This window comes from Pseudoalteromonas sp. J2K-J031 (genome assembly GCF_058197095.2).
Genome location: NZ_CM200279.1, coordinates 2,141,821 through 2,156,194 on the forward strand (window position 1 = coordinate 2,141,821; position 14,374 = coordinate 2,156,194).

At 40.6% G+C, this 14,374-nt stretch carries 12 protein-coding genes; 9 read left to right on the plus strand and 3 right to left on the minus strand.

All coding sequences use genetic code 11. From position 1 onward, the window contains the following. Nucleotides 1-4 precede the first annotated feature (4 nt). Together AC3KZC_RS09635 and AC3KZC_RS09640 are read right to left on the minus strand one after the other, a co-directional pair. Nucleotides 5-766 (minus strand): ABC transporter ATP-binding protein, encoded by a 762-nt coding sequence (locus AC3KZC_RS09635; protein ID WP_490578752.1) that lies wholly within the window; start codon nt 764-766, stop codon nt 5-7. 92 nt (nt 767-858) lie between these two features. Continuing rightward, entirely contained in the window at nt 859-2,109 is a 1,251-nt protein-coding gene (locus AC3KZC_RS09640) for an efflux RND transporter periplasmic adaptor subunit (protein WP_490578781.1), read from the minus strand. Nucleotides 2,110-2,535: 426 nt separating this feature from the next. On the opposite strand from AC3KZC_RS09640, the gene AC3KZC_RS09645 reads away from it, so the two are divergent. The 5 genes from AC3KZC_RS09645 to AC3KZC_RS09665 all read left to right on the plus strand — a co-directional run bounded on the left by AC3KZC_RS09645 (nt 2,536) and on the right by AC3KZC_RS09665 (nt 6,876). Continuing rightward, complete coding sequence (locus AC3KZC_RS09645; RefSeq protein WP_490578751.1) at nt 2,536-3,897, plus strand: sigma-54-dependent transcriptional regulator; 1,362 nt, start codon at nt 2,536-2,538, stop codon at nt 3,895-3,897. Next, the gene (locus tag AC3KZC_RS09650; protein WP_490578750.1) at nt 3,897-5,231 is read left to right on the plus strand and encodes a sensor histidine kinase; all 1,335 of its coding nucleotides are present in this window, start codon (nt 3,897-3,899) and stop codon (nt 5,229-5,231) included. The genes AC3KZC_RS09645 and AC3KZC_RS09650 overlap by 1 nt, the downstream gene beginning before the upstream one ends. A 240-nt stretch (nt 5,232-5,471) precedes the next feature. Then, a complete protein-coding gene (locus AC3KZC_RS09655; RefSeq protein ID WP_490578749.1) occupies nt 5,472-5,756 on the plus strand; it encodes a DUF3081 domain-containing protein in 285 nt (94 codons plus the stop codon). After that, nucleotides 5,753-6,070, plus strand: coding sequence for a hypothetical protein (locus tag AC3KZC_RS09660; RefSeq protein ID WP_490578748.1), 318 nt, complete (start codon nt 5,753-5,755; stop codon nt 6,068-6,070). The genes AC3KZC_RS09655 and AC3KZC_RS09660 overlap by 4 nt, the downstream gene beginning before the upstream one ends. Nucleotides 6,071-6,414: 344 nt before the next feature. Continuing rightward, nucleotides 6,415-6,876 (plus strand): RDD family protein, encoded by a 462-nt coding sequence (locus AC3KZC_RS09665; protein WP_490578747.1) that lies wholly within the window; start codon nt 6,415-6,417, stop codon nt 6,874-6,876. Nucleotides 6,877-7,040: 164 nt separating this feature from the next. Here AC3KZC_RS09665 and AC3KZC_RS09670 read toward each other — a convergent pair whose 3' ends face one another. Further along, on the minus strand, nt 7,041-7,481 hold the full coding sequence (locus tag AC3KZC_RS09670; RefSeq protein ID WP_490578746.1) for a SirB2 family protein: 441 nt from the start codon (nt 7,479-7,481) through the stop codon (nt 7,041-7,043). Between the two features lie 661 nt (nt 7,482-8,142). On the opposite strand from AC3KZC_RS09670, the gene AC3KZC_RS09675 reads away from it, so the two are divergent. From AC3KZC_RS09675 to AC3KZC_RS09690, 4 genes are all read left to right on the plus strand, one after another. Then, nucleotides 8,143-10,221: a S41 family peptidase gene (locus tag AC3KZC_RS09675; protein ID WP_490578745.1), complete on the plus strand. Its 2,079-nt coding sequence runs from the start codon at nt 8,143-8,145 to the stop codon at nt 10,219-10,221. Nucleotides 10,222-10,491: 270 nt separating this feature from the next. Next, nucleotides 10,492-11,571 (plus strand): zinc-binding metallopeptidase family protein, encoded by a 1,080-nt coding sequence (locus AC3KZC_RS09680; RefSeq protein ID WP_490578744.1) that lies wholly within the window; start codon nt 10,492-10,494, stop codon nt 11,569-11,571. 92 nt (nt 11,572-11,663) lie between these two features. Next, on the plus strand, nt 11,664-13,118 hold the full coding sequence (locus AC3KZC_RS09685; protein ID WP_490578743.1) for a circularly permuted type 2 ATP-grasp protein: 1,455 nt from the start codon (nt 11,664-11,666) through the stop codon (nt 13,116-13,118). Beyond that, nucleotides 13,115-14,041 (plus strand): alpha-E domain-containing protein, encoded by a 927-nt coding sequence (locus tag AC3KZC_RS09690; RefSeq protein ID WP_490578742.1) that lies wholly within the window; start codon nt 13,115-13,117, stop codon nt 14,039-14,041. Before AC3KZC_RS09685 ends, AC3KZC_RS09690 begins: the two co-directional genes overlap by 4 nt. The last annotated feature ends 333 nt before the right edge of the window (nt 14,042-14,374 follow it).

The window sequence follows — 14,374 nt, forward strand, 5'->3', positions numbered from 1 at the left end:
TCAATTAAATAGCCGTTTGAATAGCGTCATGATGTGGTTGGTGTTGTTGCACCTCGCCTAAAATTTCACCATCGAGCAATTTAAGTTGCCGAGTGGCCATATCGGCATAACGTGGGTCGTGTGTCACCATACAAATGGTGGTGCCTGCTAGGTTGAGCTCGTGCAGCACTTGCATCACTTGGTCGCCCGATTTTGAATCAAGGTTACCGGTTGGCTCATCAACCAATAACACAGCTGGTTCTGCGACAAGGGCGCGAGCAATGGCAACCCGTTGTTGTTGCCCACCTGAGAGCTGATTCGGTTTATGGCTCATCCGATGGCCTAAACCTACTTTTTCAAGACAAGCTTTAACTTTTTGTTGAATGGTTTCTTTATTCGGTTTACTGGCATGGTAACGCAGCGGCAAGGCCACATTGTCAAATACACTAAGTTCATCTATTAAATTAAATGACTGAAAAATAAAACCTATTTTTTCATTTCGGATTTCAGCCGCTTGATTCAACGTCAGCGACGATACGTCTTTATCTTCAATAAAGTATTCACCACTAGTGGGTAAATCAAGTAAACCGAGCAATGACAACAAGGTCGATTTACCACAGCCTGATGGCCCAGAAATGGATAAATACTCACCCCGATAAATGGTTAGATTAACATTGCGCAGGGCGTACGTTTGTAACTCTTCGGTTTCGAACACCTTACTGATATTACTCATTGTTATCACAACATCATGGTGTTGATTATGGATACGATTGGGTGTGGTCGTCATTGTGTTTTCCTTGTTGAATTCGTTATTAAATTAGTTATTAAATTAGAAATAAAATTCTTATTAAAAGATGTCAGCGCATCGCGAGGACGTGATTAGTCAATAGCCAGCTCGGGGTGGGTCTGCGCCAAATTGGTTAAATCTGAAATAATGAGTTGGCTGTTTAATTCAAGCCCTTGTTTTATTTCTATAAAACGCCCCGCTTGACGACCAAATTCAATCTGGGTTAACAGTGCTTTATGTTGCTCTGCATCAATACGATATAACTGCGCTTGGCTATTTGACTTAATATTGGCTGGGCGCTCTATGTAACGGACATTCGTTAAACGTGCGACTAAAATATTGGCGTCGATATTAAGCTGAGGCCGCGCGTTTTCGGGCAATGAAACTGGTAAACTCACCTCGACTTCAACCGTGTTATTAATCACAACAGGGTTAATGCGCGTCACCTGCCCCATCACTTTTGCCAAACGCGTATCGACTTCAACCGCTTGACCAACGGCTACTTGGTCAATTTGATTTTGTGACACATTAATTAAGGCAATTAGCTCCTTGGTTGAACCAATCAGCGCAATTTCTTGCCCCGGAGCCAAACTTTGACCAAGCTCCACTGCTAAATTTTGCAGCACACCCGCAAAGCCAGCTCTTACAATAAGGCTGTCGAGTTTTCGTTGTGCCGTATTCACTAATCCTTGCTGTTGGTTAATCCATTCTAATTGAATATTTTCTGCTTCTTGATGCACCGCTTTGAGTTGCACCGCACGTTGCTTGGCAATCTCTAAACGTTGTTTTAGCTGCGCTTCATTTAAAATACTGCGCTGATAATTAAGCGATGATACAACGCCTTGTGTCATTAAGGTGGTTTCAGCCGCAAGATTCAATTTTGCGTTTTCGTATTCGGCGTTAATTTGGGCAAAGGTTGCGGTTTCATTGAGTACTTCGCGAGTATTGTTGAGCGTTAACTGACGTAAATTAGCACGTAGTTTGGCCAGCTCCTGCTTGGCATTTTCTAACTGTTGTTGAAGCTCTGGGTTATCAAGACGCACAATCACACTGTCGGCTGCCACAATTGCGCCAGGTTTGAGTACAATTTCTTGCACCGTAGCGGCCGTTTTAGCGCTTAGCAATTGTTGGCGATGAGACTTTAAAATGCCATAACCTGATACCTCCACATCGAGATCACCTTGCTGTACTTGCGCCACAATAATTTGCGAACGCGCAACACTGACTTTGTTGCTTTTAAGCTTTTGATATAAAAACGTTAATACCATTATTGCAGCCACTGCCAGCAATGCTTGCTGCCACAGCGCTAAACGATTCACTACTTTTGTTTTTACGACATCCATCACAGTTTCAACTTATTTTCATCACTGAAGATATTGATATCAGAACACTAAGCGATACTCGTGCCAAAATTAAAACCATTAAAAATCATAACTTTAAATAATTCGTAATAGTACAAACCTTTTTTTTATTTCATTTTCGGACTAATTAGTTCAGTTTTGAACTGCGTGATACTTTTTTATACCTATTTGTGCCTAGCCTATTTGTGCCTAATAGTGCGCTTCAATACCTTGCACAACCAAAGCTCGAGCTAAAATAAAAAGACCTCACATCGTCCCAAAATCGGACTGTTGTAGTTCGATTTCGGACAAAGTGACTCAATTTAGTGCTACCCTAGCACTAACACACTGAAAAATTAGCGTTAAAATGCTGGCATACTTATCGCTTTGTCATAACAGTCAGCAGCACAGCATTAACTTGGAAGAACCATGTCCGCCACAATTTTAATTATTGAAGACAGCCCCGAAATTCGCTTAAGCGCCCGCTTTATTTTAGAAGATCACCATTTTAAGGTGCTTGAAGCCGAAAACCCGTTTTATGCCAAAGAGCTACTTGAGCAAGGCATTGAGGTTGATTTAGTGCTACTGGATATGAATTTTAGCCGCGATACCACCTCGGGCGACGAAGGGCTGAGTTTTTTAAAGTACCTGCAAAAGCAGCAACTGACCTTACCTGTAATAGCCATGACGGCGTGGTCAAGTGTTGATTTAGCAGTCACCGCCATGCAACACGGTGCCGTTGACTTTATCGAAAAGCCGTGGCAAAACCAGCGCCTGATCAGCCTAATCAAACAGCAACTTAAATTAGCCGATTTGGCAAAACAAAACCAAAAACTCAATCAACAATTACAACACAATACATTACCCACCTTTGTTTACCACAGTGATGTGATGACACGTTTATTTAATGCACTTGGCAGTGTGGCGTCAACCGATGCAAATATTTTACTGACTGGCGAAAACGGCACTGGCAAAACTCAAATTGCCCAGTGGATCCACCAGCAATCTCAACGCCAGAGCCAACCTTTTGTCGCTGTTAATATGGGTGCTATTGCTGAAAACTTATTTGAAAGTGAAATGTTTGGTCATAAAAAAGGCGCGTTCACCGATGCTAAAGAGCAACGAATTGGCCGTTTTGAGCTGGCTGATGGCGGTAGTTTATTTTTAGATGAAATTGCCAATATTCCACTTTCACAACAAGCAAAATTGTTACGAGTGCTAGAAAAAAATGAATTTGAAATGGTCGGCTCAAGCCATACCCAACAGGTGGATATTCGCTTGATTTGTGCCTCAAATGGCGATTTTAATAAGCTAATTGACCGCGAACTCTTTCGCCAAGATCTTTATTACCGCGTTAATACCCTTGAATTTAGAGTGCCGGCACTGCGTGAGCGCACCGATGACATAGTGCCCTTAGCCGAACACTTTATTTCCCAGCATTGTGCTAAATATCAACGCCCTGCATTAACACTGACTGACGATGCAAAACACGCTTTGCGCCAATACCGCTGGCCGGGGAATGTGCGCGAGCTCGGCCATGTGATGGAACGTGCGGTATTGTTAGCAAGTAAAAACCATATTGCAGAGGCTGATTTAAACTTACAACCGACCAAGCCAACGGCGAGTTTACCCTTAATGACCTTGGCCCAAGCGGAGCGCACATTAATCGATTTGGCTCTTGAGCGCAGCCAAGGTAATATTCCTGCGGCGGCAAAATTACTGGGTTTAACCAAGTCATCGATGTATCGTCGCCTCGAAAAGTACGCCATTGCGCACCATAAAGAATCATAATGCAGACAAAAAAAACACCTCAACCTCGCACGTTACTGTTTGAAGCGTCACTTGAAAAAACACTCATTTGTTTTGCGCTGCTATCATGCCTACTTAGTAGCGTGGCATGCTATATCTTACTCAGTCATGTTGCAGCCAATCAGAGTTTACCCATCTTTGGCACGCTTTGTTTTAGTGCTTTGTTTGGCTGGTTGTTTAAGCGCTTTTATCGCACTGTGGTGAATAGTTTTGAGCGTAATCAGGCGCATTTGGATGCCATTTTAAATGAAGACTATAACCAAATTGTTAAACCCAGTTACCCTTACGGCTGTGTAAACGCACTGCAACAGCAACTGATTGCGCTGAGTGAATCGCTGTACCACAAAAAATCACGTTATGACCAACATGTTTTTTTAGTCTACCAGCTCATTGCTCATTTTAATGTGCCGATTGTGGTGCTGGACCAAAAAAACAAACTCGATTACGCCAATCAAGCCTATGGTGATTTAAAGGGCATGCCTTGGCAAAGCCTGCGCTATATGGGCGTAAGCAGTTTAGGATTAGTGTTTAATAACGGGCAGTGGCAATTTAGCGATGTGATCATCCAGCAACATTGGCAAATTCGCCACAGTGAATTTGTTGAACAAGGCCAAACCCATCAATTACTGGTGATGATCAACATCAGTAGCGCGCTGCGTGAAAGCCAACTGAACGCTTGGCAGCAAATTATTCGGGTTTTAGGCCATGAAATTCGCAATTCACTTACCCCAGTGGCCAGCATGGCCGAAAATTTAACGAGTCAATTGACGACTGAACGCCAACAACAAGCCTTAGCGATGATTTCAGAGCGCTGCAATCACCTCAATGAATTTGTGGGTCGCTACGCGTCTATCAATCAAAGACTCACGTTAACGCCAAGCTTTATTGACTGCGAACCGCTGATTGAACAAATTAAGTTGCTGTACCCTAAAGCTCAGATCACTGCTGAGATAAGCTGCTCGACTCTTTATGCTGATCGGACATTCTTATTCCAAGTACTGATTAATTTAATTAAAAATGCGGTGGAAGCCAGTGCTGAACCGGTGCAAATTAGTGTAAATGTTAGTGCGACATTTGCGCCAAGCAGCGCAAAAAAAGAACCTAGCGTGTATCACATTAGTATTAAAGATTGCGGCCAAGGGCTTGCCAATCCAGATAATATTTTTGTGCCTTTTTATACCACTAAACAAGGTGGCCAAGGCATTGGTTTAAGTTTTTGCCGCAATATCATTGAACAACATGGTGGCAGCTTAACCCTGACCAACAATACCGACCAACCTGGCGCTTGCGCCACTATTTTATTGCCGTGCCCGTAAAAGATTTTTAACAGTAAAAGATATAAACCCAAGCGAAATAAGCCGCCTCATCAGCGACATAATACAGAACCTCAATCAATGTTAGAAAACCCCAATACTGGATAATAAATCTACTTTTGTCCGCTATTTTTTACCCACGCAGCGCCCGATTAACATGCTATAGGCCTCATTTTTTCAAGCATGAGGTAATCTGATACAACTCCTAAGTCGTATGTAACAATAAGCAACTGGAGCCCAACAATGAAAAATGATTTATCGAGTAAAACAATATTATCGGTTTTTGATTATATTCAGCGCAATGGTGAGCCATACGACCAAGGTTATATGTATGAAGGGTCTTTATATCAAGGGATAACCGCATTTAAAGACTTTGATGGTTACACTATTTATTTACAAGGCTGCGGTGTGGTATTGCGTTTCGGTTTTCACAATACCTATCATCTTGACTACCAACAAGAAAAACAAAAAGATGACTTTATCAAAAAAATTGAGTCCATCAAGCATCAAATAGAGCACGCACCATGAGTTCTTATATCGGTCGCACTTACCGACAAAAACCAAAACGTACAACATCATTACACCAACTTGAGTTCATTCGCCAAGTGGTTGATGAGCTACAACGCGCTCCAGAAAAAATCAGTATTATTAAGCAAAATTGTGATTATTACCGACAACAAACCTTCCTGAAAAAAGGTTTTTTACTGGCAATTGAGCGGTTTGATTGGGTGTTTGAAGTGGACGATGACATTGAACGTATTTGCCAACAAATACAAGCCGATGATTTTATTGGTAATCGGTTAAGACGTTACCCGTTGTTATTTAAAGGTATCATTTCTTAACTCAATTTTAATTGGCTATTTTTACTTCACCTCAGTCTTGGATAAGAAATTTAACAACGCATTGAATTAACTGTAGATCTTGAAGTTATCTATCTCTAGTCAGATAGTTTAATTATTAACAAGACCAATGGGTGCGTTAATATAAATAATACCGCATCACACATTTCATATTTCGCACTCTAGCGTGCTTATTTAACTAATCGCCGACATCATTCGTGGGTTCATCTAATATTCAGCAGTTAATACTGCAGCTTATCACCGCCATTGACCTTTCATCATTAACTTTAAATATCGCTCTTTTATCAAGCGATACTCAAGTCATCTAATTAAAACGAGAAATGATTATGAACACGACATCAACTCAATCTGGCTATTATTATGCCGTGTCGGATGCACGCAATGCCGGTTTTATGCGCAGATCCTTAGCCCACCTTATTGATGGGATTTTATTAAGTACATGTTTGGCGGCCTGTTTTATGGTGTTTTATGGCGACAGCCAATGGCTCGCGTTACAAGATTCTTGGAGCTTAAATTATGCGTTTTATGAAGAGTTACTGCCGATGATCCTTGCTGTGGCGTTTTGGGTTAAAAAGGCTGCAACACCCGGTAAAATGGTGATGAATACCAAGGTAGTGGACGCTAAAACAGGCTTAAATATTTCCACCCGCCAAGGGGTTATTCGTTATTTAAGTTACTTTGTTTCTGCATTACCGCTTGGATTGGGTTTTATTTGGATTTTAATTGATGAGCAAAACCGTGGCTGGCATGATCTGATTGCGGGTACTGTTGTACTAAAACATCGCTAAAGCTCATCACGATGGTTGCACAGCAAAATATATTCCACCTATTAAAAAGGCTCACGCTGCAACAAGACAGTGTGAGCCTAAATAACCTCACTACAAAACCACCTATCTCAAATAACAGTTGTAACTGTTAATGGGATTAGATTGATGTTTCGTGAAGCGGCTTTTTAACAGATAGCGCTTAACATTGACTGAGACAAATCAATATAGGCCTGCGGATCAGTACTGGCCCCTTTAACTTTAATATGATGTGCAAAAGCCAAACGCCCTGTCATTGCAAGCCAGAAAACGGCACTAATAAACCCTACAATACGCCAAACTGTTTTTGTCGCTTTCAACGCTAACGTAATTGAAAGCACATAAAAAACAAAACCGGCAAGTTTTGAAGACGCCCAACCATTAGCGAAGGGATAAAGATTAAGTGGATTCACTGAGACTAAATATATAAACGTAACAACAAACAAGGTATATAAAATATGCGGCCCAATTTTAAGTAATTTATTATTTACTTTATCTGAACCTTTAATGTTCAGTGCAAAATTAATAATAAAGAAGATGAACGTCAGTGCAATGATTGTAATGTGCGCGTTTTTAACTATGAGATACATACGTTTTTTCCGTTAAATAAAGGTACTTGCTAAAGGTCAATGTATTTATATTATTGCGTGGATGAGTATATAGCGTGTTTCATGCATAAAAAATGTTAATTATCATATTATTTTGCCACTCCACCTCAAAATAAAGATAAATAAATCGTATGTAAAATAACACGTTAATTTAAATAAAATGCCGCTTTCTCACCCTATAGTGTCGATTAAAACAACAGCACCATACGCTGCTATAGACTAAAAATAGCTGTATTTGATAGCCAAACCTTGCCGCCAATAGATTGAAAAACCAACATCAAATGCGGCCACTACACGATATTTAAGTGAGTTTAACCATGCCAGCGCCTAACTCCCCCCACGAAATGTAATTTAAATCACCTAAAAGTAAATTTTTTATTGCTAAATAAATCGTAATATTCACATCCATTTACATTATGTAAACTCGCTGCCAATCCTTATTGTGCATAACTTTTGTGCCGCTATCAAAACCAAAAAATAATTTAACCGATTGGTTTTCATCCTATTTTTATACTTCTTTTTTATCAGTTATAACCTTTAGTTCCTCTTTTAGTGCTTTAACTTTAGTAGACTCGAATGGTGACCAGTTGCGCAGTAAGCGCGAAACACGTTGCTAAAAAATAAATACGTCAGGGGGATATAAATGAAATTAACCGCATTATCTTTAGCATTAGTATTTGCTGTGCCTTCTTTAGCAAACGCTTTTGAATTGAAGCCACTTAAAGACGTACGTGAACAAGTACGTTTTATTGAATTAACCGATGCACAAAAAGTGACCTTGGTTGAACAAGCCAAATTAGTGCTTGAGCAAATCTATGTAAACCAACATCAAAAAAATGAATATTATGGTATTTCTCCGACCGCAAACGGCCATTTAGATCCGATCAAGACCATAAATGACATCGCTGTCAATGTTGATAGTTTATCCACAGCGCAACTTCATACTCAATTGAGCCAATTATTTATTTCTCAGCGCGACTTACACTTAAACTACACTTTGCCGACTCCGTTTGCTGAGCATCAAAGTTATTTACCTTTTAGTTTTGATCGCGTCACTCATAATGGTGATGAGTTTTCTGTCGCAATTAGCTCTGTATGGGCATCATTTGCCAATCGTTACCCTGGGCAAACGGTACCTCAGGCTGGTGATTTAGTGGTTGCTTACCAAGGTCAACCTATTGCCCAAGCAGTTAAAAGCCGCATGCCTAAAAGTGCAGGTGCTAACTCTTATGCCGGTTTTGTAAGAACACTCAATGACATGCGCTTTCAAAGTCATCATGCAACAACTTTACCTACAGACAATACTGTAACGCTAACCTTGGTTTCGGCAGCTACAGATGAACAATACGATATTACGGTTGATTGGTTACTGTATCACCCAGTGAAAATTGGCGGAGCTCCTATCGCCCCTGCCAGTGACGAATTCGCCACTCATGAAGCTACCAGTGCTTTAGTTACAACAAACCCGCAAGCTCTAGAGTTTATTGAGCAGTTACCACCAAGCGCTTCAACTCAAAGCCACTACGAGGGTTTTGAACTAGCACGTAAAGTTGAAGTACAAATGGGTGAAATTGAAGCGTCACCAGTCAGTGCTTGGCCTCAAAATAATCGTGCGCCGGGCGGTGCTTATTATTTCGATACCCTTGCTTATAAAGGGCAAACTGTTGGGTATCTTCGTATTAGTACATTCGCACCTCAGTTGAGTTGGGTGAATGAGCTATTCGGTATTCGTGATACCGTTGCAGCTGCACAAAATACCACCGATGCAATGGTCATCGATGTGCGTGGTAATGGCGGTGGCTATGTATTTTTGTCAGAAATGTTGCCTCAATTATTTATTGCACAAGAAACCAAAGCACACGACTACCGTTTGCTGAACTCACCTCTTAACCAATACATTTATACCCAAACAGCGTATGGCCAAACTAACCCGGACTTTGCGGCCGCATTAGCAGAAGTAGCTGGCAGCAATGCTAAGTATTCACGTAATGCTCCAATCACCCCATCCTTTTATGCCAACTCATTTAAGCAGGTTTATACCAAACCGGTTGCGGTGTTAAGTGATGCAAAAAGCTACTCAGCAACCGATTTATTTGTTTGTGGAATGCAAGATAATGATGCAGCTGTTATTTATGGTGAAGATCCGCAAACAGGTGCCGGTGGTGCGTCAGTGCGTGACCACAATAGTTTCATTAATGACTTTGGTGCACCTTTTGAGGCCTTACCACAAGATATTTCAATTCGTTCGTCTTACATGCAAACCGTTCGTTTTGGTCACCATGCTGGTCAATTAATTGAAGACTACGGCTGTATCGCTGATGTGCGTGTTGATCGTACTCAAGCCGATATCGTGAGCCAAAATCAAACTCAACAACAAAAAGTACTTGATGGTCTATTAGCCCAACCCAAAGCCCGTGCAAGTGGTACGCCTATCGCCACCGGTGCTGCTGGTCTTGAAGTAACAGCTGAACAGTTAACATTACCTATTCGAATGAAAAATACTGGTTTGGTGCGTATTTCTGTTGCATCGAGCTTATTTGTTGAACCAATTACACTTGTAACAAAATACGTGGGTGCTTATGGCAAAGAACGTATTTATAACGTCAAACTTCCAGCTGAACTTGCGGGTTTAAAAGGTAAAGCAACTTATTTATTCCTAGAAGGTTTAGATGAAGGCAAACAGCCACTTTGGAATACAAAACAACTGTTACACGTAAAATAACTGTTTTTAAAATAGTAAAATCCTACGAGCAAAGCGCCTAATTGGCGCTTTTTTCGTTTTTATTCGCTCAGCCTAACTAAACTCATTTAGTTTTTAGCGTTTTCGGTTCTACTGTATTATCAAATACCACCATCTTGTGATTATGCAAATTGCATTACTTTTCTAGATGACAAAATCAATGAGCTATAATCAACTGCGGTTTGCTGTTACTCTCAACTGCAATGCCACTGCGGATCATCTCAAAAATCCCTGATAATTTTGGAACATCATTTGAAAACGTTTACCTGTCAATGTGGTAACACACTGCATTTCATCAATAATAAATGTGTTAACTGTAACGCCATGCTTGGTTTTGTTCCTGAAGACTTGCAACTCACCGCGTTAACAATAACGCCAGAAGGTTTCTATAAGGTTGCAACCAACGATCGCCTTTATCGCCAATGCAAAAATTATTGGCATCATGATGTCTGCAATTGGATGGTGCCTGCCGATGATCCACATGACCTGTGCCAGTCTTGTCGCTTAAATGTTGTTATTCCTAACCTTGAAAAGCCTGAAAACATCAAACTGTGGTACAACATGGAAGTGTCAAAAAGACGTCTACTTTTTACACTGTTAAAACTTAAGTTGCCGATTGTAGATCGCCAAGTTGATCCTAGCACTGGACTAGGTTTCTCTTTTTTAGAAGACCAAATTGAAGACGAGTACGGTAATGAATTAACCGTCAAAGATTATGTGATCACTGGGCACAGTGCAGGTTTAATTACCCTTAATTTGAACGAAGCCCAAAGCAGTGCGCGTATCGAAATGCGTGAAAAAATGAACGAACAATATCGCACACTCATTGGCCACTTTCGCCACGAGTCAGGCCACTATTATTGGGATCGTTTGATTCAAAACACCCCTTTCATCGACTCATTTAGAGCTCTTTTTGGTGACGAGCGTCTGTGCTATACACAAGCGTTAGAGCAATATTACCAAAATGGCCCAGCTACAAATTGGCAAAATGTGTGGATCAGTGCCTATGCCAGTATGCATCCTTGGGAAGATTGGGCCGAAACATGGGCGCATTACCTCCACATGGTAGACACCTTAGAAACAGCAAACGACTATGAGTTAAGCATTTCAGGCAATCAAGTTAAAAATCCGCTCGTTAAATGCGACAAAATAGACGATGCCTACACCGCAATCAGCTTCACCCAACTGTTTAATGATTGGTGTAGGCTCACCAAAGCATTCAATGCTATAAACCGCAGTATGGGCCATGATGATGCCTATCCTTTTGTGATTTCGATAACTGCTTTAAACAAATTACGATTTGTGCATGAAGTTATAAAGCATTCAAAATAACAAATGAAATCATAGACTTTTAGAGGCTAGGGTATCAATAGCCTCTTTTTTAGCCTACACTGAATGAACCCACTATGCTTAAGGAGAAACTAATGGCCATTCGATGGGATAGCTACGACATTGCAAATTTTCATGATGAATTACTGCAATCAGCGAATACCCCGAGGCATTTTGCAACTGAAATTTGTCACTACCTTTCTAACCTATCTGATGATGATATAACCGAATTCAAAGCCGCATCAGATCTCGCCATTCAAACGATGGGCATCACTTTTCGAGTTTATAACGATGAAGAGGGATCAATCGACCGAGCTTGGCCTTTTGATATTATTCCTCGCTTAATTGATAAAACGGAATGGCACACCATTGAAATTGGACTCAAACAACGGGTCAAAGCGTTAAACCTATTTATTAATGACTTATATAACGAACAAAACATCATTAAAGACGGTATTTTCCCTGCCCACTTACTTGATAAATCGAAAAATTTCTTACCTCAATGTAAGGGGTTTACCCCACCTTTGGGTGTTTGGGCACATATTTGTGGCTCAGACTTAGTGCGCGATAATGATGGCACTGTCTATGTACTTGAAGATAACCTAAGAGTGCCTTCTGGCGTTTCTTATATGCTTGAAAATCGTCAAGTCATGAAACGTGTATTCCCACAAATGTTTGAGAAATATAATATCTTACCAGTCGATGATTACCCGTCACAACTCTATGATATGTTGGCAGCACTGTCCCCTCGTGCAATCAAAGAGCCTGAAATTGTAGTACTGACTCCTGGAATCTATAATTCTGCCTATTTTGAGCATGCATATTTAGCCCAACAAATGGGGGCTGAGTTAGTGATCGGTGATGATTTAGTCGTTGATGAAAACGATTGTGTATATATGCGTACTATTGAAGGCTTATCACGAGTTGATGTGATTTACCGCCGAATAGACGACCTATTTTTAGACCCTGAAGTCTTTAATCCTGATTCAACCCTTGGTGTACCTGGTTTAATGCGTGCTTGGCAAGCGGGTAATGTGGCCCTAGCGAATGCACCTGGCTCTGGCGTCGCTGACGATAAAGTCGTTTATGCTTTTGTACCAGAAATAATCGAATATTACCTTGGTGAAAAAGCCATTTTACCTAACGTACCAACTTATAAATGTATCAACCCTGAAGAATGTGATTACGTCATACAAAATATTGAAAAACTAGTGGTAAAACCAGCTAATGAATCAGGTGGTTATGGCATGCTCATCGGCCCACACGCCACTAAAGAAGAACATGAAGAATTCAAAAAGCTAATCAAAGCCGATCCTCGTAATTATATCGCTCAACCAATGCTCATTTTATCGACCGCACCAACTATGGTTAAAGAAACCGTTGAACCTAGGCACCTCGATTTGCGCCCATTTATTTTAACCGCAAAAGAAGTGACAGTCACAACCGGTGGCCTTACACGCGTCGCACTGCGAAAAGGTTCAACCGTGGTCAACTCCTCACAAGGTGGTGGCAGTAAAGATACTTGGATTGTTGATATGGAGTCATTATGAGCATGCTTTCACGCGTTGCCAATAATATTTATTGGCTAGGTCGCTACTTAGAAAGAGCTGAAAACACAGCTCGTATTGTTAACGTAAACGCGAACTTATTACTCGATTTACCTAAACACATTCGTCTAGGTTGGGCACCTATCCTTGATATTATGTCATCAAGAGAAATATTTGATACGTATTACGACCATACCGATGAAGTGAGTGTCGCTTCTTTTTTAATCGCGGATACACGTAACCCCAGTTCAATTATGAGTTCTTTAGTGGCGGCACGTGAAAATGCCCGCACTATTCGCGAAATAATTCCCCGCGAAGCATGGGAGCAAATTAATTCAGTCTATTTATTTGCCAAAGAGAACGAACATAAAATCAAAAGTGGTCGATACAGACATCAATTTCTCAATAGCATTATTCAAGCAAATCAGGCTATAACGGGTAATTTAGCCGGCACCATGACTCATGATGAAGGCTATGATTTTTTACGTCTTGGTCGTAATATTGAGCGTTCAGATATGACCACGCGCATTATTGATGTCCGCTCAGCCAATTTATTACCTGATTTAGAAAATGAAATCACGCCATTTGAAAACATCCAATGGATGAGTGTTTTAAAATCACTCACCGGTTATCAAATGTATCGCCGTCAAATGCGCCTACGAGTCAATCGTCGTGATGTTTTACGATTTTTATTACTCGACGATAAATTTCCTCGGGCGCTAAATCACACATTGCAACAAGTTCAATTTTGTTTAGTGGACTTACCCAATAGCCAAACGGTTATTGAACAAGTAAACGTTGTACAGCGCCAATTAAGCAATGTCCAACCTGAAACCTTAAAACAAGAAATGCTGCATGAATTTATTGACGAAATACAACAAGGCCTCAATCAGTTGCACACTAAAATGGCCCAAACTTACTTTTAAACACCATGATTTTAACTTGATATTAAGTTAAACCAGTCACAGTGGTTTAGGACGCTAACCCACTGTGACTATTACTCATATTTGTGTTTGAGGTTATGGAACATTTACAACTTATCATATAGTGCTTAAGTTACAGCCCCTATTCCCGTCATTTTCACATCTCTACAAGCGGTTGATTTATTGTAGATATAAGCAGAGCCATGATAAAACTGATGCCAGTTTAAAGACTACTGATAGATTAAAGTCGACACTTTCGTATTCTATTAATAGCTAAGTAGCCTTATATAACGCAGTTGAGTTAATTTAATCTGCCTTAAATACCTAAACATTTTC